Origin of the sequence: Vibrio mediterranei (assembly GCF_013364395.1) — a bacterium.
In the GTDB taxonomy this organism is placed as follows: Bacteria; Pseudomonadota; Gammaproteobacteria; order Enterobacterales; family Vibrionaceae; genus Vibrio; species Vibrio mediterranei.
On the sequence record NZ_JABXGK010000001.1, the window covers coordinates 2784868 to 2805982 of the forward strand.

Genomic DNA, 21115 nt, shown 5'->3' on the forward strand with positions numbered 1-21115 from the left:
TGTCAGTAGTAATGACTGGCCACACCGTCGTGGCCAGTCACCTAAATTAAAATTGCGCATCATTTAAGCGATCTCGTCCACATTTCTCTCTTATTTGTCTAATTATCAGCTATCTACCACATTAATTGCCTGCTACAGTTGTAGAGAAAACACACTGCAATAAGAGGTAACTTATGTATCCAAACCTCACAGGTTTAGGCATTCACGATCCTAAACAAATTGAGCGTTACTCACTACGACAAGAAGCGCACAAGGATGTGTTGAAGATATACTTTCATAAGCAAAAGGGCGAGCTCTTCGCCAAAAGCGTTAAGTTTAAGTATCCAAGACAAGTAAAGAATGTTCGTGTTAATAGCAGCAGTGGCAATTACAAAGAAGTCACCGAAATTAACCGCAATCTCACGCTTGTTATTGATGAATTAAATAAACTAACCAAACCTGTAGAAGTCGCCGAAGTCGATGTTAAGCAGAAAATCCTCACCGATCTTCGCCACTTAGAAAAAGTCGTTTCTAGCAAAATTGCCGAGATTGAAGCGGATTTAGAAAAGTTAAAGTAATTAAAAAAATGCTCCCATTGGGAGCATTTTTTATAGGCTTATCTATTAAGGTGTATAGAACGTTGCTGCGCCTGGACCTACTGGTAGACCTAGTAGGAATACCCAGATATAGAACAGTAAACTCCAACCAACCAAGAAACAGATAGAGTACGGCAACATAGTTGCGATTAGTGTACCAATACCTAGATTCTTCATATAGCGTGTTGCCACTGCCAGAATCAGTCCAAAGTAGCTCATCATAGGTGTGATGATGTTGGTGGTTGAATCACCAATACGGTATGCCGCCTGAATGGTTTCAGGAGCATAACCAACCAACATAAGCATTGGAACAAAGATAGGTGCTGTTACTGCCCACTGTGCAGACGCTGAACCAATCATTAGGTTGATAAAGCCACACATTAGGATAAATGCAAAAAACAGAGCAGGACCTGTTAGACCGATAGTCTGTAGGAAGTCAGCACCCGCTACAGCAAATACCTGACCAAAGTTCGTCCACTTAAAGAAAGCAACAAATTGTGCAGCAAAGAACACCAATACAATGTACATACCCATCGAAGACATAGACTTCGACATCGCATCGATCACGTCACGGTCATTCTTCATAGAGCCAGTCACTTTACCGTAGACAAAGCCCGGAATCGCGAAGAAGACAAAGATGAATGCTACGATACTCTTCAAGAACGGAGAACCTGCAACCTGACCATCAGCAGTACGAAGCACGCCATTTTCAGGAACAACAGTTGATGCAATGATTGCACTTACAACCAGTACTGCAATACCTGCCATTTTCAGGCCTTTCTTTTCTACTGCAGTCAGTGAACCCATGCTGTCATTAGAAAGATCTTCTGCAGCTTCTTCTTCATTGTATTTACCCAGTTTAGGCTCAACGATTTTCTCGGTAACAAAGGCACCTGTAATCGCAATGAAGAAGGTCGATACAAACATAAAGTACCAGTTCACCTCAGGGCCAACGGTGTAGTTTGGATCGATCATTTGAGCGGCAGTTTCAGTAATACCTGATAGTAGTGGATCCACAGTACCAATTAAGAGGTTTGCTGAATAACCACCAGATACACCAGCAAACGCTGCTGCAAGACCTGCTAGAGGGTGACGTCCTAGAGAGTGGAACAGCATCGCTGCCAATGGAATAAGTACGACGTAACCAAGCTCTGAAGCAGTGTTAGAAATAATACCTGCAAATACAACGGTTACTGTTACCATGCGCTGAGAAGCACCCATAACAAGACCACGCATTGCGGCAGATAGCATGCCAGAGTGTTCAGCAATTGCCACACCCAGCATAGCGACAAGAACGGTTCCTAATGGCGCAAAACCTGTGAAGTTTTTCACTAAGTTTGTCACGATTAGCTGTAAGCCTTCTGCGTTCAATAAGCTCACTACTTTAATCATGCCGTCTGCTGCACGACCAGCAGCGCCTTCAGGGCGCGGATCGGCAACCGCTACGTCAAAGTAGCCGGCGATGCCTGACATAACTAAGATAGCAACACAGAAAATAGCAAACAGTGTGATTGGGTGGGGTAATAGATTCCCCAAGTACTCTACCGCGTCAAGAAAACGGGTAAATAGAGGCTTTTTTGGCTTGTTGTGTTTCATTGTGGCAGATGAACTCATCTGTCCCCTCCTTTTTTATTTGTCCTAGCATTCTTTACAAAGCCATGGTCGATTCCTGACAACTTTGTAAAAAAGCAGCCGCAGGGTACGTGAGGGAGCTCAACATTAAAAGCCGAAAATGTTGCTAATTGTAAATAATGCGCAATTTACATCCAGTTATTTAGCAAAAACACAACAACTTATAATGACAAAAATATAAAACAAAAAATAACAATCTCGTGACATATTTACCTTTTTGTAATATCGACAACCGATTAGGGATAAAAAAAGCTCAACTAAATCATCATTGAAAACACACTCCGCTTCTGAAATGATGGATTGTGATTTATGTGAACTAGGACTCAATTCGTGACTTACTCATTGGAGCCAATTGGCATCATTCGTTCTCCTTACAAAGAGAAGTTTGCTGTACCGAGACAACCTCGGTTAGTCTCGAGCGCCACCGCAACAATTGCGTTGCAGGGTGACATCAATTGTCTAGAAGCCGTTCGCGGCCTTGAACAGTTTTCTCACCTTTGGTTGCTGTTTCTCTTTGACCAAAACCTTGCCGCAGGCTGGAAACCTACAGTGAGACCGCCTCGATTAGGAGGCAATGAACGAGTCGGAGTATTAGCCAGCCGCGCGACATTTCGTCCCAATGGTATCGGGATGTCTTCAGTTGAACTGAAAGGTATTCGTCAGCAAGGTTCACAAGTCTTTATTGATGTGGGCAGTGTTGATCTTGTCGATGGCACCCCAATCGTCGATATCAAACCTTATATCCCTTATTCAGACTCAATCCCTGATGCCATCGGTGGCTATGCGGAATCTGAACCTGAATCGATAGAAGTCGCGTTTTCAGACATTGCATTAGAGGAACTAGCTAAGGACAAGGAGGTTGCCTATAAGACGCAAGTCATCAAAGAGGTACTCGCTCAAGATCCCCGACCTGCTTACAAAAAAAGTAAGGTTGATAATAAGGAATACGGAGTCAGACTCTTCGATTGGAACGTAAAATTCAAAATAATCGCGCAACTAGCCTTGGTAACTTCCATTGACTCTTTGTAGAAAGCGAATTGGCTGATATCATAAGCGGCTTAACTCAATTTGGGTCTTCTGCCCAAATTCTCTATTAACATAATGAACGGATACCCATAAATGCGTACCAGTAACTATCTTCTTTCTACTCTGAAGGAGACACCAAACGACGCAGAAGTTGTAAGTCACCAGCTAATGCTGCGTGCAGGTATGATTCGTAAACTAGCTTCAGGTTTATACACTTGGCTACCTACGGGTCTACGTGTTCTGCGTAAAGTCGAAAACATCGTTCGCCAAGAGATCGATAATGCAGGTGCAGTTGAGACTTTGATGCCCGTAGTGCAGCCGTTTGAACTATGGGAAGAAACAGGCCGATCTGAAAAGATGGGTGCGGAACTACTTCGCTTCACTGATCGCCACACGCGTCCGTTTGTTCTTAGCCCAACGGCTGAAGAAGTTATCACTAGCCTTGTTCGCAACGAAGTAAGCTCTTATAAGCAACTTCCGCTGAACCTATATCAGATTCAAACTAAGTTCCGTGATGAGCGTCGCCCTCGTTTCGGTGTTATGCGTGCACGTGAATTCTCGATGATGGATGCATACAGCTTCGATATCGACAAAGAAGGTCTAGAAAAATCTTACCAAGCGATGCACGAGGCGTACTGCAAAGCCTTCGATCGCATGGGTCTAGATTACCGTCCAGTACTAGCAGACACTGGCGCTATCGGTGGTAACGGTTCACATGAATTCCATGTATTGGCAGAGAGCGGTGAAGATCTCATCGCCTTCTCTTCTGAATCTGACTACGCTGCTAACATCGAAAAAGCGGAAGCAGTAGCACCAGCAATGGATCTAGCAGCACCGACTCAAGAGATGACATTGGTTGATACACCAAATGCAAAAACTATTGCTGAGCTTGTAGAACAGTTCGATCTACCAATCGAAAAGACCGTCAAAACACTGTTTGTAAAAGCCTCTGAAGAGATTGATGCTCCACTTGTTGGATTGATCATTCGTGGTGACCACGAGCTTAACGAGATCAAAGCAGAGAAACTGGCTGAAATCGCTTCACCACTAGAAATGGCGACTGAAGAAGAGATTCGCGCTGCTATTGGTGCTGGTCCTGGTTCTCTTGGTCCAGTTGGCCTTGAACTGCCATTTATCGTAGACCGCTCTGTTGCAGTAATGAGTGACTTCGGTGCGGGCGCAAACATTGATGACAAACACTACTTTGGCATCAACTGGGGCCGCGATGTAGAGTTAGGTAAAGTTGAAGATCTACGTAATGTTGTTGAAGGTGACCCTAGCCCATGTGGTCAAGGTACTATCCAACTCAAGCGTGGTATCGAAGTTGGTCACATCTTCCAGCTTGGCAAAAACTACTCAGAGAAAATGAACTGTGGCGTACTTGGTCCAGATGGTAAAAATACTATTCTAGAGATGGGTTGCTACGGTATCGGTGTTTCTCGTGTAGTTGCTTCTGCAATTGAGCAAAACAATGACAAATACGGCATTATTTGGCCAGATGCGATTGCCCCATTCCAAGTAGCTATAGTTCCTATGAACATGCACAAATCTGAGCGCGTTAAAGAAGCAGCAGAAAAGCTATACGCTGAACTAACTGCTGCTGGTATCGAAGTTCTGTTTGATGACCGAAAAGAACGTCCAGGCGTAATGTTCTCTGACATCGAACTTATCGGTATTCCTCATACGATCGTTATTGGCGACCGCAGCATGGACGAAGGTAACTTCGAGTATAAGAACCGTCGCACTGGTGATAAGACTCCAGTTGCCATGGAACAAATCGTAGCGCACGTTACTTCGCAGCTAGCGTAATACTGCGTTATCGCGACTGGTCCTCTACGCCAGACGAGCTAAATTTTATCTTTAAGGCCGCTTACGCGGCCTTTTTTATCACCTTCATATTCTGTTCATCTTCCCTCTTTTACTATGACCTATATCGGTAAGTACCAGGAGAACAAGATGGACTTGAAAGCACTTCTTAATCAAGCTCTCAACTCAGATCTAGCAAAACAGGCCACTCAAAAAGCAAGCCAATCTTCATCCAGTTTAAGTAACGCACTTGGTGACAAAAAGACTCTGGGAGTGTTAGGAGCAGGAGCTGTAGGCGGCGGTATTCTTGGCATGTTAATGGGCTCTAAGAAAACGAAGAAAATGGGTAAGAAAGCCTTAGGTGTTGGCGGTGCAGCAGCGCTTGGAGCTCTAGCCTATAAACTTTACAACGACTACAGCAATAACAACGGAGGAAACTCCGATGCTACTACAGTTACACATTCATCAACATCGGCTAATTTTACTCAGACTAACCAGCACGATGAATCGGTACTCAAAGCCATGATAGCCGCAGCTAAAGCAGATGGTCATATTGATGAGCAAGAAATGGCGAAGATTGAACAAGCTCTGACAGGATTAGATGCAGACCCATCAGTGCATAGACTTGTTCAAACTGAAATGGCAAAACCCCTCGATCCAAGCGAAATTGCTAAGCTAGCCGTCTCTCCCGAGCATGGTACTGAAATCTATTTAGCGAGCCTATTAGTCGCGGATGAACAAAACTTTATGGAAAAAGCGTATTTGAAAGAACTGGCGAACCAGTTAGGTTTAGAAGAGGGGTTAGTAGCACAACTGAATGCGCAAATCACTCAATAAAGTAACAAAGTACCTAAGGCCTAAACCGACCTTAGGTACATAAATTCTTATTCTTCGCTTGCAACAGCCGCAGCAGCTTTAGCAGCACGTGCTTCCGCTTTACGCTCATTGCGCTTTGCTTGGTTTTCAATGAAACCAGCTAGCTCTTTATCCGCCCAAGCTTGAGCCAGCTCTTGACTCTCAAAACCCATCTCACGCTTTGAAACAACAGTGCGACGAGACGTTACTTGACGAATGATCTCTGCAGACCAACCGTTACGCTTTTCCGTTAGACGGATAGTAAATTTTTTATTTTCAGACATTTATGTATTTCCTAAAGACTTTGTTAAGGGATATTCCAGCAATGTAATGCTGGCCATCCCTAAGCCAGCGCGGTATTAGAACACAAATCGAGCGCTGACGCTCAGAGTTTTTATAAGAAAAAGTCCCCAGTGTTTCCACTGAGGACTTCATTAACTATTGGGTTGCGACCTTTGAGGCTGTTGCCTTGGTCGATTACTTACCAACGTTCACGCGAGCGTTGCGGAACATGCGCATCCAAGCACTGTCTTCACCCCAAGACTCTGGCGCCCAAGAGTTAGCAACCGTACGGAATACACGCTCTGGGTGCGGCATCATGATAGTCACACGACCGTCACGAGTCGTTAGACCTGTGATTGCGTTTGGTGAACCGTTAGGGTTGTTTGGATACTGCTGCGTTGGGTTACCGTGGTTATCAACGTAACGCACCGCTACCGTACCTGAAGCTTCAATCGCGTTTAGGTGGTCAGTGTCGCGAACTTCTACGCGGCCTTCGCCGTGAGAAACTGCGATTGGCATACGAGAACCTTCCATGCCATCGAAGAAGATAGAGTCAGACTTCTGAACTTCTACTAGGCTAAAGCGAGCTTCAAAGCGCTCAGATTCGTTACGAACGAAGCGTGGCCATAGGTCTGCACCTGGAATCAGCTCTTTTAGGTTCGATAGCATCTGACAACCGTTACACACACCTAGTGAGAAGGTGTCTTCACGGTGGAAGAAGTTCTGGAACTGGTCACGCGCTTGGTCGTTGAACAGGATAGACTTCGCCCAACCTTCACCCGCACCTAGAACATCACCGTAAGAGAAGCCACCACAAGCCACTAGACCTTGGTACTCTTCTAGAACTGCTTGACCCGTCAGGATGTCGCTCATGTGGATGTCTGTTGCTTCAAAGCCAGCGCGGTCAAACGCTGCTGCCATTTCAACGTGAGAGTTAACACCCTGCTCACGAAGAATTGCCATCTTAGGCTTAGCGCCTGTTGCGATGTATGGCGCTGCAACGTCTTCTTTAACATCGAAGCTCAGTTTCACGTTTAGACCTGGGTCAGAGTTGTCTTTCTTCGCTTCGTGCTCTTGGTCTGCACACGCAGAGTTGTCACGTAGAGACTGCATCTTGTGCGTAGTTTCAGCCCAAATAGTACGTAGCTCTGTACGAGAGCGCTTGATAACAACCGCATCACCAGAAGTGATAACGAAGTCGTCAGACACTTCAACGCTACCAATTACGTGAGAGCATGCTTCTAGGCCGTTAGCCGCTAGAACCGCTTTCACCGCCTCAAGGTCGTCATTCTTAACCTGAACAACCGCACCTAGCTCTTCGTTAAATAGCGCCGCTAGTGCATCTTCGCCTAGGCTTGCAATGTGTGCTTTCACACCACAGTGACCCGCAAATGCCATCTCAGCAAGCGTTACGAATAGACCGCCATCGCCTTTATCGTGGTAGGCCACTAGCTTGTCATCACGAACAAGGGTTTGCATCGCATCGAAAAAGCCTTTTAGCTGCTCTGCGTTGTCAACGTCTGCTGGCTTATCACCAAGCTGCTTGTAAACCTGTGCCAATGCCGTTGCACCTAGACGGTTTTTACCGTTACCAAGATCAACAAGAACCAGTGACGACTCACCTTTGTCAGTGCGAAGCTGCGGCGTGACCGTCTTACGAACATCTTCTACACGACCAAATGCAGTGATAACTAGTGAAAGTGGAGACGTGACTTCTTTGTCTTCACCATTCTCATTCCACTTAGTTTTCATCGACATTGAGTCTTTACCTACTGGAATCGTTAGACCCAAAGCTGGACATAGCTCTTCACCTACCGCTTTCACCGCTTCGTAAAGACCGGCGTCTTCACCTGGGTGACCCGCTGGAGACATCCAGTTAGCTGACAGCTTGATACGCTTGATATCGCCGATGTCTGTCGCTGCAATGTTAGTCAGAGACTCACCTACCGCAAGACGAGCAGAAGCGCCAAAGTCTAGTAGAGCAACTGGCGTGCGCTCACCCATAGACATCGCTTCACCGTGGTAAGTATCGTAGCTCGCTGCTGTTACTGCGCAGTTTGCTACCGGCACCTGCCAAGGACCAACCATCTGGTCACGAGCAACAAGGCCTGTAACCGTGCGGTCACCGATGGTGATTAGGAATGTTTTCTCTGCAACCGTTGGTAGACGAAGAACGCGGTCAACCGCATCGTTCATTTCAATGCCTTCGCGAGAGATCGCAGGGCTGTCTACTTTCAGTGTTTTCGCATCACGGTGCATCTTCGGCGTTTTGCCAAGAAGGATGTCCATCGGCATGTCGATTGGCGTGTTGTCGAAGTGTGAATCTTCAAGTTTCAGTTCACGCTCTTCTGTTGCCACACCCACTACTGCGTAAGGTGCGCGCTCACGCTTACAGATAGCATCGAATGCTTCCATGTTCTCTGGCGCTACCGCCATTACATAGCGCTCTTGAGATTCGTTACACCAGATCTCAAGTGGGCTCATGCCTGGCTCATCGTTTGGTACGTCACGTAGCTGGAAGATACCGCCGCGCTCACCATCGTCAACAAGCTCAGGAAGTGCGTTTGAGATACCGCCCGCGCCCACATCGTGGATAAATGCAATTGGGTTGTCTTCACCTAGCTGCCAGCAGCGGTCGATCACTTCTTGACAGCGACGTTCCATCTCAGGGTTTTCACGCTGTACTGAGGCAAAATCTAGATCTTCAGCAGACTGACCAGACGCCATAGAAGACGCTGCGCCGCCACCAAGACCGATGTTCATTGCTGGACCACCAAGTACGATTAGGCTTGCACCTACTGGGATCTCTTTCTTCTGAACGTGCTCGTCACGGATGTTACCCATACCACCGGCAATCATGATTGGCTTGTGGTAACCACGTACTTCTTCACCTGCGTGTGATGTAACTTTTTCTTCGTAAGTACGGAAGTAACCAAGTAGGTTTGGACGACCAAATTCGTTGTTAAACGCCGCGCCACCTAGTGGACCTTCTAGCATGATATCCAATGCGTTAACGATACGACCTGGCTTACCAAAATCCGTTTCCCAAGGCTGTTCGAAGCCTGGAATGCGAAGGTTAGAAGTCGTAAAGCCTACAAGACCTGCTTTTGGCTTACCGCCAATACCTGTTGCGCCTTCGTCACGGATTTCACCGCCGCTACCTGTAGAGGCACCTGGCCACGGAGAAATCGCTGTTGGGTGGTTATGTGTTTCCACCTTCATCAAGATGTGTGCTTTCTCGTGGTTGTAACCGTACTGACGTGTTTTTGGATCTGGGAAGAAACGACCCACTTCAGAGCCTTCCATTACTGCTGCATTATCTTTGTAAGCAGATAGAACGTGGTCTGGTGTCGTTTCAAATGTGTTTTTGATCATCTTGAACAGCGACTTGTCTTGCTTCACGCCGTCGATAGTCCAATCTGCATTGAAGATCTTGTGACGACAGTGCTCAGAGTTCGCCTGCGCAAACATCATCAGCTCGATGTCTGTTGGGTTGCGCTCTAGCTTAGTCACAAAGCTTTCAAGTAGGTAATCAATTTCATCTTCTGCAAGTGCAAGACCTAGCGTCACGTTCGCTTCTTCTAGTGCTTTGCGGCCACCTGTTAGTAGTTCAACATCAGCTACCGGTGCTGGCTCTGCTACTTGGAACAGTGCTGCCGCTGATTCGAAGTCAGAGAAAACCACTTCCATCATACGGTCGTGGATCACCGCTTTAAGCTCAACAAGTTGAAGCTCCGTCAGTTCGCTTGATGTCTCTACATAGTAAGCAGTACCGCGCTCTAGACGAGTCACTTTGTCTAGACCACAGTTATTCGCAATATCCGTAGATTTAGAAGACCATGGCGAGATAGTGCCAGGGCGAGGTGTCACTAATAGCAGCGTGCCTGTTGGCTCGTGCTCTTCAATCGTTGGACCGTAAGTCAGCAACTTCTCTAATTTTTCAACTTCAGACTCATCCAGGTCTGCCGTTAGGTCGGCAAAGTGGGCAAACTCAGCGTAAATACCTGTTACTGGTAGGTTTAGTTCACGACAAAGCTCTAGTAGCTTGTTAACACGAAACTCAGAAAGAGCTGGGGAACCACGCAAAATTCTCATGTGCTTAGGTCTCTTATGCAGTTGATTGAGGTGAAATTAGTATAAATTCAAATGGTTAGATTGTATTTTTGAACTTATAACAATTTATCCTGCTCTAATGCGGCGCTATTATAGAGGATTTTTTTTTGTGACGTAACCGCTAACGCAAACGTTTTCGTCATTTTTTTTCGATTTGCAGCAAACGATATCGTCATGGTGATAAAGTGACCACTCTCGGGTGTTTATGCCTTCTTGCTTTGCCAAGCTCGTCAGCTTTGGTATAAAGACAGCACTATCGTTGTGAGATAAATGAATTAATGCAAAATCCATCTGCTGTTTATTGGTTAAATTTACGCTGGCTCAAATTACTATCCGTTTGTCTGTTAACGCTTGGAATGGCAGGCTGCCAAATCGACTCTGATCCCAAAAGCGAACTAGAGAATATTAAAGAGCGTGGTGTGCTTCGTGTCGGTACTCTCAATAATCAACTCTCTTATTATATTGGTCCTGATGGTCCGACTGGTTTGGACTATGAGCTTGCAAGGCAGTTTGCCGATGAACTGGGTGTGCGGTTAGAAATGAAGCCCGCTTACCGCCAAGCAAGTCTGTTTCCAGCATTGCAAAAAGGTGAAATCGATATTATCGCCGCCGGACTAAGCCAATCTCCAGAACGTATCAAGCACTTTCGTGCAGGCCCTGCCTATTACTACGTAAGCCAACAGGTGGTCTATAAGAAGGGTCAATGGCGACCAAGAAACTTAGAACAATTATTAAACAATCAGCAAGAGTTAATCGATAAAGCCGATGGTGAAGAGGTCTTTGCGATAGTAAAAGACTCTCACTTTGAGCAAACACTAGCGAATGTCGCTAACCAGAACCCTGAGTTCCGCTACTACATTGATGCTAATGCTGACGTCAATGACCTACTAAAGCAGGTTTCTGAAGGCCAACTTAAATTCACCATGGCAGACTCTGTGGAACTGTCACTTTCTCAACGAATTTATCCTGACCTCGCATTGGCGTTTGAAATGACTGAAGATCAACCGATCTCTTGGTATATGCGAAAGTCAGAAGATGAAAGCCTGTACGCGTTATTGATCGAGTTCTTCGGTCGCTTGAAACAGACAGGTGAACTGGCGAATTTAGAAGAGAAGTATATCGGACACATCGGTGTTTTCGACTACGTCGATACTCGCGCGTTTATCCGTGCTTTAGATGGCAAATTGCCTAAGTGGTCGCCTCTCTTTAAGAAATATTCGAACGAATTTGATTGGCGCTTAATCGCTGCTCTTGCCTATCAAGAGTCTCACTGGAATCCTGTGGCTAAATCGCCAACAGGTGTTCGCGGTATGATGATGCTTACATTACCGACGGCTAAAAGTGTTGGTGTTACCAACCGCTTGGATCCAGAACAGTCTGTTCGTGGCGGTGTGGAATACTTAAGACGAATTGTTGATCGTGTTCCAGATTCTATCGCAGAACATGAGAAAATCTGGTTTGCCCTCGCCTCTTATAACGTCGGTTTCGGTCATATGATGGACGCAAGACGCCTGACAAAACGACAAGGTGGTGATCCTGATGCTTGGGCGGATGTGAAAGATCGTTTACCGTTATTACGCCAAAAGAAATATTACAGCCAGACACGTTACGGCTATGCTCGCGGTGATGAGGCAAGAAATTATGTCGAGAATATTCGTCGCTACTATCAAAGCATTATTGGTCACATCGACAAGCAGATAGCCGTTGAAGCGGAAAAAGAAATAAGTACAGAAGACTTAATCGTCATCCCACCACTGCCTCCAGAGAAAGGACCGGTCGCGCCAGAACAAGAGGAGGTTAGCTCAGGCTCAGACTCTGCATCAACCCAGCAAACTGGACACTCAGGACGTTAACTATCAGCAATCTTCAAGTATGCGAATGTGATCGTATATCGCATACTTGAAATCTTATTCTCAAGCCCTTACATTAAACTTTGAGATTGATCATTCGCCAACGCTTCGGTTGGCGAGATAATCTCTTCTGTCGCAAGGTACTGTCGTGCCCTCTGCAAATACTCAGCATAATCGAAATCACCCTACGACAAGGTTGGGCGGTGGATTGTGTTTCGTACTCCGGCATCGATCCATTGATAAGGAAATCTATTACGCAATGATTGTGTCTAGATACAGATCGGAGAGGTTTATCTTTCGTGATAGGAGGTAGTTTTATGCTTGCAAGGAAAAGAATGCAATCTAAACACCTTAATAAGACGGTGGCAGCAAACCGCCGCAAAAGAAAAATGGCCAATAATAAGAAGAAGGTTATTTGGCGTCACCGAGCTTTTATGCAGTTACTCACTCCATAAAGCACAGACAGCAAACATCTGCCCAGCAGATGTTTGCTAATAAATCATTCCTCACCCTTCATCTGTTCATCACGCTTCTTCTGCTTTATTTCTTTACGTCTGCGTTTAAAGAATGCCTGCAATTGATGACGACATTCCTCTTCTAATAATCCAGATTCAACATCGGCATAATGATACGATGCTTGGCTTTCAAACAAGTTTAATACCGTCCCTGCTGCGCCAGCTTTTAAATCTGGTGCACCGAATACAACCCGCTTCACACGACTGTGTAGCAGAGCTCCAGCACACATTGGACAAGGCTCTAGCGTTACATACAATGTCGTATCCAACAGTCGATAGTTTTCTAGGTTCTGCCCGGCTTTACGAATCACTTGCATCTCAGCATGCGCCGTCGCGTCGTGATTACCGATAGATTGATTCCATCCTTCAGCGATAATCTCCCCACCTCTGACTAATACCGCTCCAACAGGCACTTCACCTTCAGATTCAGCATGATTCGCCAACTCCATCGCGCGTTGCATAAAACGACGGTCTTCATCATTAAACTCAAAGGTCATTTGTTCATCAGTCATGTTTTTCTCGGCTTAATGCTTCTGATAAGTAATCAATTAACGTTCGAACTTTCGAAGTGAGCATTCGGTTCTGTGGATACAATGCCCAAATACCCTCACGATCACCTCGATATGGAGTCAGCACTTCCACCAGCTCCCCAGCTTCCAAATACGGCTGCACATAGTAATCAGGAAGTTGCACTATGCCTAATCCTTTTAAAGCCGCATCAACGAGCGCATAACCACTGTTGCATTGAACTCGACCTTCAACGTGAATAAGACGCTCAGACCCTTTTTCATCGAAACGCCAGTACTTTGTTGAACCTCGTAAACAGCTATGCCTTTTCAATTCCGACAGTGTGTGAGGCTCACCATGGTTTTCAAGGTAGGTTGGACTTGCACACACAAACATATGTCGGTCGAGTAGTTTTCTGGCCATCATAGAAGAGTCTTCGAGTCGACCAAGACGAACGGCTAGGTCAAACCCTTCTTCCACCAAGTTCATTTTCTGGTTAGAAAGAATCAAGTCCAGTTCAATTTGTGGGTGCATCAACAGAAACTCGTGCATCAACGGCGCAAGAACTTGTTCACCAAAGGTGACTGGCGCCGTCATTTTTATTTTACCCTTAGGTGTAGATTGAAGTTGAGTGATCGCTAACTCTGCCAACGCTAGTCCATCAACAAGAGGTTTACAGTGTTGATAGTAAGTCGCCCCCACTTCCGTTACTGAAACCTTGCGAGTAGTTCTAACAAATAGCTTTACGCCGAGCTTTTCCTCCAACGCATTCACTCTGCGACTAATATTGGCTACTGATGTTGCCAACCTGTCTGCTGCACCAGTAAAACTCTGCGTTTCTACCACTGCTACAAACTCATTGATCCCTTCCCAATTTGCCATTTCAACCCTCACTATTACTTTCATGTAATAGTGTATTTCAATTTATGCTAATTATCATTATTTAAGAAATAAATATACTAGCCCCATCTGATGCAAACGGCGTGAAGTGAACTAGTCTTACTCAAGTTAGCCGTTAGTTAATTTTGTGACCTTGTAATAATAAGGAATAACCATGACTGAACAATTTATCAAATCACGTGCTGCTGTTGCTTGGGGCCCTAACCAACCACTTAAAATGGAAGAAGTGGATGTAATGCTTCCAAAAGCTGGTGAAGTACTCGTAAAAATCGTTGCTACTGGCGTATGTCACACCGATGCATTCACTCTATCTGGCGATGATCCAGAAGGTATTTTCCCAAGCATTCTTGGCCACGAAGGTGGCGGTATTGTAGAAATGGTTGGTGAAGGTGTAACAAGTGTTGAAGTTGGCGACCATGTTATTCCACTTTACACAGCAGAATGTGGCGAATGTAAGTTCTGTAAATCAGGTAAAACTAACCTTTGCCAAGCAGTTCGTGAGACTCAAGGTAAAGGTCTGATGCCAGATGGTACGACTCGTTTCTACAAAGACGGTCAACCGATTTACCACTACATGGGTTGTTCAACTTTCTCTGAATACACCGTACTACCAGAAATTTCTCTGGCTAAAGTAAACAAAGAAGCGCCTCTAGAGGAAGTATGTTTACTTGGTTGTGGTGTTACTACCGGTATGGGTGCGGTACTGAACACAGCAAAAGTGGAGAAAGGCGACACTGTTGCTATCTTCGGTCTTGGTGGCATCGGGCTATCAGCTATCATTGGTGCTCGTATGGCTGGCGCTAGCAAAATCATTGGTGTTGACATCAATGAAAGCAAATTCGAGCTTGCTCAGCAACTTGGCGCGACTGACGTGATCAATCCACAAAAATTCGATAAGCCAATTCAAGAAGTAATTATTGAGATGACAGATGGTGGCGTTGATTACTCTTTCGAATGTATCGGCAACGTAAACGTGATGCGTCAAGCACTTGAGTGCTGCCACAAAGGTTGGGGTGAATCCGTTATCATCGGCGTAGCAGGTGCAGGTCAAGAGATCTCGACTCGTCCGTTCCAACTCGTGACTGGTCGCGTATGGCGTGGTAGTGCTTTCGGTGGTGTTAAAGGCCGTAGTGAACTACCAGAAATCGTTAACCGTTACATGGCAGGTGAGTTCGGCTTACAAGAGTTCATCACTCATACCATGCCACTGGAAGATATTAACGAAGCATTCGAATTAATGCACAAAGGCGAAAGTATTCGTACCGTTATTCACTATTAATGATTCAGGGCTCTAGTGTACTAGAGCCCTTGCTTTTAAATTGGGTTGATAGAATGACCATAGAAAATGTAAGCCAAGCCAAAGTATTTGGTGGGTGGCACAAACAGTACCATCACCAATCTTCGGCATTGAGCTGCCAGATGAGATTTGCCATCTATTTACCACCAGAAGCGAGCGCTGATAATCCAGTCCCCGTCCTCTACTGGCTTTCAGGTTTAACCTGCACCGACGAAAACTTCATGCAAAAAGCAGGCGCTTTCCGCATGGCGGCAAAACTCGGTATTGCCATCGTCGCACCTGATACTAGCCCTCGCGGTGAAGATGTACCTGATGATGCCGAGGGTGCATACGACTTCGGTCTAGGCGCTGGGTTCTATGTAAATGCCACACAAGCACCTTGGAATCAACACTATCAAATGTACAACTATGTCGTCGATGAGTTGCCATCACTTATCGAACAGCACTTCCCTGTCACGCAGGTTCGATCCATTTCTGGACACAGCATGGGCGGACATGGCGCGCTAACGATTGGATTAAAGAACAGTGATAGATATCGCTCTATTTCGGCATTTAGCCCAATCAGTAATCCAATGAACTGCCCTTGGGGCCAAAAAGCACTGAGTCAGTACCTTGGTAACAATACGGATGACTGGAAACAGTATGACAGTGCTGAGTTGCTTAAAGCTAAGATGGCAACGCTGCCAATTTTAGTAGACCAAGGGGAAGACGACGGATTCCTACAAGAGCAGCTAAAGCCAGAGCTGTTGTTAGCTGCGGCAGAAATTTCTGGTAGTGATATAAAGCTTCGTATGCAGCCTGGTTATGACCACAGCTATTTCTTCATTCAGAGTTTTATTGAAGATCACTTACGCTTTCATGCTGGATTCTTGAAAGACTAAGTTTTAGCTATTACTTAAACTAAAAAGCCCGCCCTTTATAGAAAGGGCGGGCTTTGTTCTAACTGTCTACCAACTTACATTGTATAAGTGTATGGCGCTTGGATACCTAGAGGGATACCTAGTGCCCAGTAAGCTAGCAAGAAGATTGTCCAACCAATTAGCATTGCAATAGAGAACGGCATCATTAGTGACGCAAGCGTACCGATACCCGTCGACTTAACGTAGCGTTGGCAGTAAACCACAACTAGAGGGAAGAATACCATTAGTGGTGAAATGATGTTAGAAACAGAATCACCTACACGGTATGCCGCTTGAGATAGCTCAGGAGAGATACCTACTGCCATTAGCATTGGAACAAGGATAGGACCAATTAGTGCCCATTTCGCAGATGCAGAACCAACAAGCAGGTTTACACACGCTGTTAGCAGAATCATACCAACAATCGTCGCTTCACCAGGAAGGTTCATCGCTTTCAGACCTTCTGCACCATAAAGCGCTAGCATAGTACCAATGTTTGATTGACCAAACGCAGCTAGGAACTGTGCACAGAAGAATGACATTACGATGTACGCACCCATTGTCGCCATTGTGTCAGACATCGCTTTGATTACATCATTGCTGTTCTTGAATGTGCCAGAAACACGTCCATATACGTAACCAGGGATGATAAATAGAATGAAGATTAGAGGAACAATCGACTTCATTAATGGCGCAGAGAACGCAGTGATCTCACCTTCAGGTGAACGCAGTGCCGATGTCTCAGGAATGATCGCTGCGATTAATAGCGCGATACCAGCAACCATTGACCAACCAGCAGCGCGGAACGCTTTAGATTCTGTCTCAGTAAATGTACCTAGGTCAGGTGCTTCTTCTGCATCTTCATCTACAGGTGTATTCGCAAGACGCGGTTCGATGATTTTCTCTGTAACGTACCAACCGATAGCAACAATAATCACTGAAGATAGACCAGTGAAGAAAATGTTTGCTAGAGGGTTAACGATGTACTCAGGATCAAGAACTTGAGCAGATGTCTGCGTGAAACCAGCAAGTAGTGGGTCGATACCAGAAGGGATAAAGTTCGCAGAGAAACCACCAGATACACCAGCAAATGCTGCTGCAATACCCGCTAATGGGTGACGGCCGGCTGCGTGGAAGATGATACCTCCTAGAGGAATAACCAGTACATAACCTGCATCTGCTGCTGTGTGCGATACAATAGCAACAAGAATTAGCATTGGTGTTAGTAGCTTAGCTGGTGTGAAGTTAAGCATCTTCTTAAGGCCTGTAGTAATAAAGCCTGAAGAGTCAGCAACACCAACACCTAGCATCGCAACAAGAACGATACCTAACGGCGCAAAGCCAGTGAAGGTTGTCACCATATTAGCTAAAAAGCTAGCCAGTGCTTCACCAGTAAGTAGGTTATTAACTTCTAGTGCAGTACCTGTACGTGGGTTAATCAGATCAAAACTGACGTTAGATAAAAGTGCTGACGCAACCCAAACAATAACCAGTGCCCAGAAGAAAAGGATAGCAGGATCTGGGATCTTGTTACCTGCTTTCTCAATAAAGTTTAAAAAGCGATCCATTCCACTCGGCTTTGGAGCTGGCGCTTGATTAATCGATTGGTTACTCATGGTAACTCCGTGTGTGATGTTGTTATTTGTTGGTCTCATCGCGCGAGGCGAGAAGATTATATTTGCGTGACCATTTTATTTAAAAAAGATGAAAAGAGTAGATAATTTGGAACTTTTTCCATATTTGTAGACTTATTTTGCAAAAAACACCGACTAACATAACATTTAACCAACATGTTAATGCACAAATGCAAAACAATTATCTAACTAGCACGCAAAAGACCCGATTATATAAACATAGCTTATATTTTCACCACCATCTAAGCGCCTAATGCTTGCGACAATAACGCAAACCTTGGCTATGACTCTCAGTTCATTTACTTAATGGAAAAATGACACGATAGAGGCAAGAGAATTAGTCAAACTCACTAAAGCGGGAAATCTGAGTAACCAGAGCAACATTGCGTTTCACTCCCAATCGATCAACCCAAAATACTTCAACCTCAACCGTCTTGATGCTTCCATTCAGAGCTACTTTCGAGACAGTCCACTTAACATCAAACACTGGATGTGAGTGGTCCTGTCCGTCAACAATATCCGTCATATAATCTGCAACAACTCGATTGGAAACTGAGGAGTCAGCCCCGCGAGTTCGAAACCACTCTAGCTTTGATTCCGCTAATGCTAGCGCTTGAGTACTTCGATAAGCAAAATCTGAGCGCTGCTCCATGTCGACTTGCATTTTCGCCAGACCTAACGCACTAATTCCAAAAAGGCACAATGCGACTAACACTTCAATGATGCTGATGCCACTCTGTTTAAAAATCACGCCACGCCCCCTTCTTCCATAGGTAACTGGAGGATGAAGAACTAGAATGAGTGATGACATCATGATTGTATTGAAAGCTTAAGGAATCTCGGAATAATGCAAGATGTTCTACATTGGAGTAATCAAAAAATGCGCCTCCAGTAATCATAAAACTGCCGTCTTGGTAATAAGCCGCAAGTGATTGATCTTCAGGAAAGTGTGTCGTAATACTGTCGCTTATTCCTAACTGTTGCCATTGCTCAATTGAAGGTTCAAAGTCTTGATTGAAATGAAACAAAACACCTTTAATGCTTGCTGCGCCTTGCATCGCAAATATACCTTCATGAACTAGTAACGTAATGCCGTCACTCGCTTCCGATAGCACTTTAATATCTGCTAAGTAATCATCCGATATGACACATGAGCCATTTATCCAAAGATGTAAGTTATTCTGTCGGAGCTGCTGGAGTATCTCTTCTCCACAGTTTTTCCGTTCCCAAAGGCCTTCTGCCGTTTGAGTTTCTAGGTTTATCTCTCTAAACATGCCGTTAGTTCTCACCGCATCATGTTGATGACGAGGAACACCGAAAAAATCTTCAAATACGCTAAGCTGGTCATCTTGAACAAAATCGTTAGCAAAACATTTGGGATCTGAAGAAGAGCTGCAATCACCGACGACAGTAGTTAAGTGCTCCTGCAAACACTTCTTATGACTCATAAACTCTTCACTAGGCACTGGACCATCACTCAATCCGCGATTAATTAATGAACCTTTTACTGAAAGATGACCTTTGAAGCGAAATGCCGCACATTCCCAGCCTTCATCCTCTTCCATACCAGGATCCGGCGTATTGATCACCAAGGACGATTTGATTTTAATGCTCGCAGAAGTTTGTATTGCCCCTGACTTTAATTTGGACGTTGCTAAAGCAAAACGCCGGCTGATAGTCTGGTTTCCTGATGTCGCTGAAGCCACCACATCACCAGTTATACTGTCTGACCACAATTTTGTTGTCACTGATAATGTGTCATCGCAAACCTGAATGCTTGCAGGGATTTTCTGCGAAGGGAAATACTGAGCAATCGCGCATTCCACACCACCTTCAGCGAGCCAGAAAGACTTTCGAGAGGTAATTTCGTTTTGTGCACGCTTGATCTCGTAAAATGTCGTCTTATACATACCAATAAACAACATCAAAGCCAAACTCAGCAATATTGAAGTCATCATTAAAGTGATCGCTCCTAACTGATGTCTGACTCTCATTGGCCATTCCTCACCATGAAGTCTCGATAAATGGATGCGGTGACAGAAGGTTTTGCTCTTAAGTGTCCTTCCATCTCCAATTTAAGGTACTGATTGGTGCTACTCGAAGAGCCCACTTCATCGCTGATTAGCTCAAAGCGTGAAATCGCCACCAAGTTTGGTTCGAATACGGATGTACATCCCGAGACGAAGGAAAAACTAATGTCTCTTGCCCCCGATGCCAAACTTGAAACTGAACGGCAAATCTTCAGTTTTTGGTTATCAGCATCAAATTGCCACACTACATTTTCAATTGGTTTGGTCACATTAGGGTCTCTGTCGTCCCAATAAGCATATTGAACCGACATGCCATTGTTGGATATGTATACAGTCTGTGTTGAACCTTGAGGATTCAGCGTCGCATTATTAAAGCCAGCTGCACCAGAGCGTATAAGGTCATTTTGAACTCGCCGTGCTGTTGTTGATAGCGCTTGCTGAAGAATAAGTAACTGCGAGCGCTCGATAACATGACGTTGGATAGACATATAGAAGGTAACAAGTGCCGATAGCACTAACGTACTCAGAGCCATTGCAATGACAAGCTCTATCAACATGACTCCACGTACGAGATTAGGGGCACTTCTCATTTAGGACAGGCTCCAAAGCCAAACTGGATCTCGCCAACATCACATACAATCACTCGACCAGAAACACTGTGAGTCCGAATATTGATATAAGACTCCTCATCACTGTAGGGCTGTAATTTGATAGTGCCATTAGACAGGGCCATTCCCGTCAAATTATCAAACTTAATCCGATGGTTAGAATGATTGAGTGACAACCCAATGCCTTTAAACACCTCGCCTTTTATTTGCCGCAACAACCTGGCATCGGGATCATTAATATCAACACGATTCGTCACTTCAACACTCCAGTGCTCAGTTTCTGGATGCTCTGAGAGCCCCGAAAAATGAACCCATAGCGGCGTATTCTGTGCAATCGACTCGGCCTTTGTTTGCATTAACAGAGCATATAGCTCATTAGCGGCTCGCGTTGCTTTGAGTTTCTTAGAAGCGTCTTGAAAGGTAGGAGCTACAGCAGAAAGCAGAGCACCAAGAACCGCTATCGCAATAACCAACTCAAAGAGTGAGAAGCCGCGAGATCTTTCCCAAAAAAGAATGAAACCACCTACAAATGACGACTAAGACTTGCGTTAAATTTAGCAGCCACGAAAACTATTAAAGTAAATGA

Annotated in this window: 17 protein-coding genes; 7 read left to right on the forward strand and 10 right to left on the reverse strand. The window is 45.1% G+C overall.

The features are described from left to right. Positions 1-173: 173 nt before the first annotated feature. On the forward strand, positions 174-557 hold the full coding sequence (locus HOP38_RS12970) for a DUF3461 family protein (RefSeq protein WP_006072480.1): 384 nt from the start codon (positions 174-176) through the stop codon (positions 555-557). A gap of 45 nt (positions 558-602) precedes the next feature. Here HOP38_RS12970 and HOP38_RS12975 read toward each other — a convergent pair whose 3' ends face one another. Continuing rightward, positions 603-2189, reverse strand: a complete 1587-nt coding sequence (locus tag HOP38_RS12975) for an AbgT family transporter (protein ID WP_006072482.1) — start codon at positions 2187-2189, stop codon at positions 603-605. Between the two features lie 348 nt (positions 2190-2537). On the opposite strand from HOP38_RS12975, the gene tsaA reads away from it, so the two are divergent. The 3 genes from tsaA to HOP38_RS12990 all read left to right on the forward strand — a co-directional run bounded on the left by tsaA (position 2538) and on the right by HOP38_RS12990 (position 5876). After that, positions 2538-3236 (forward strand): tRNA (N6-threonylcarbamoyladenosine(37)-N6)-methyltransferase TrmO, encoded by a 699-nt coding sequence (tsaA, locus tag HOP38_RS12980; protein ID WP_198558198.1) that lies wholly within the window; start codon positions 2538-2540, stop codon positions 3234-3236. 90 nt (positions 3237-3326) lie between these two features. Next, positions 3327-5042, forward strand: a complete 1716-nt coding sequence (locus HOP38_RS12985; protein ID WP_006072485.1) for a proline--tRNA ligase — start codon at positions 3327-3329, stop codon at positions 5040-5042. 147 nt (positions 5043-5189) lie between these two features. Further along, positions 5190-5876 carry a tellurite resistance TerB family protein gene (locus tag HOP38_RS12990; protein WP_198558199.1) on the forward strand — a complete coding sequence of 229 codons (687 nt, stop codon included), beginning with the start codon at positions 5190-5192 and terminating at the stop codon, positions 5874-5876. A 47-nt stretch (positions 5877-5923) separates the two neighbouring features. On the opposite strand, the gene HOP38_RS12995 is transcribed toward HOP38_RS12990, so the two are convergent. Both HOP38_RS12995 and purL read right to left on the reverse strand, forming a co-directional pair. After that, positions 5924-6178 (reverse strand): DUF3622 domain-containing protein, encoded by a 255-nt coding sequence (locus HOP38_RS12995; protein WP_031496763.1) that lies wholly within the window; start codon positions 6176-6178, stop codon positions 5924-5926. 193 nt (positions 6179-6371) lie between these two features. Beyond that, positions 6372-10271: a phosphoribosylformylglycinamidine synthase gene (gene purL / locus HOP38_RS13000; protein WP_198558200.1), complete on the reverse strand. Its 3900-nt coding sequence runs from the start codon at positions 10269-10271 to the stop codon at positions 6372-6374. A gap of 296 nt (positions 10272-10567) precedes the next feature. On the opposite strand from purL, the gene mltF reads away from it, so the two are divergent. Further along, positions 10568-12142 (forward strand): membrane-bound lytic murein transglycosylase MltF, encoded by a 1575-nt coding sequence (mltF, locus tag HOP38_RS13005; RefSeq protein ID WP_198558201.1) that lies wholly within the window; start codon positions 10568-10570, stop codon positions 12140-12142. Positions 12143-12638: 496 nt separating this feature from the next. On the opposite strand, the gene tadA is transcribed toward mltF, so the two are convergent. Together tadA and HOP38_RS13015 are read right to left on the reverse strand one after the other, a co-directional pair. Continuing rightward, positions 12639-13166, reverse strand: coding sequence for a tRNA adenosine(34) deaminase TadA (tadA, locus tag HOP38_RS13010; RefSeq protein ID WP_198558202.1), 528 nt, complete (start codon positions 13164-13166; stop codon positions 12639-12641). After that, positions 13159-14043: a LysR family transcriptional regulator gene (locus tag HOP38_RS13015; protein ID WP_062460732.1), complete on the reverse strand. Its 885-nt coding sequence runs from the start codon at positions 14041-14043 to the stop codon at positions 13159-13161. Before HOP38_RS13015 ends, tadA begins: the two co-directional genes overlap by 8 nt. Positions 14044-14215: 172 nt before the next feature. Between HOP38_RS13015 and HOP38_RS13020 the strand changes: the two genes are divergently transcribed. Further along, the gene (locus tag HOP38_RS13020) at positions 14216-15340 is read left to right on the forward strand and encodes an S-(hydroxymethyl)glutathione dehydrogenase/class III alcohol dehydrogenase (RefSeq protein WP_006072498.1); all 1125 of its coding nucleotides are present in this window, start codon (positions 14216-14218) and stop codon (positions 15338-15340) included. A gap of 53 nt (positions 15341-15393) precedes the next feature. Beyond that, the gene (gene fghA / locus HOP38_RS13025; RefSeq protein WP_038228008.1) at positions 15394-16239 is read left to right on the forward strand and encodes an S-formylglutathione hydrolase; all 846 of its coding nucleotides are present in this window, start codon (positions 15394-15396) and stop codon (positions 16237-16239) included. Between the two features lie 74 nt (positions 16240-16313). Here fghA and HOP38_RS13030 read toward each other — a convergent pair whose 3' ends face one another. The 5 genes from HOP38_RS13030 to HOP38_RS13050 form a co-directional block, all read right to left on the reverse strand. After that, on the reverse strand, positions 16314-17873 hold the full coding sequence (locus HOP38_RS13030; protein ID WP_006072502.1) for an AbgT family transporter: 1560 nt from the start codon (positions 17871-17873) through the stop codon (positions 16314-16316). Positions 17874-18228: 355 nt separating this feature from the next. Continuing rightward, positions 18229-18642, reverse strand: coding sequence for a type IV pilus modification PilV family protein (locus HOP38_RS13035; protein WP_006072506.1), 414 nt, complete (start codon positions 18640-18642; stop codon positions 18229-18231). After that, complete coding sequence (locus HOP38_RS13040; protein ID WP_124940190.1) at positions 18632-19885, reverse strand: hypothetical protein; 1254 nt, start codon at positions 19883-19885, stop codon at positions 18632-18634. Before HOP38_RS13040 ends, HOP38_RS13035 begins: the two co-directional genes overlap by 11 nt. Continuing rightward, positions 19882-20511, reverse strand: coding sequence for a PilW family protein (locus HOP38_RS13045; RefSeq protein ID WP_062460725.1), 630 nt, complete (start codon positions 20509-20511; stop codon positions 19882-19884). Before HOP38_RS13045 ends, HOP38_RS13040 begins: the two co-directional genes overlap by 4 nt. After that, entirely contained in the window at positions 20508-21044 is a 537-nt protein-coding gene (locus HOP38_RS13050) for a GspH/FimT family pseudopilin (RefSeq protein ID WP_268665816.1), read from the reverse strand. Before HOP38_RS13050 ends, HOP38_RS13045 begins: the two co-directional genes overlap by 4 nt. Positions 21045-21115 lie beyond the last annotated feature (71 nt).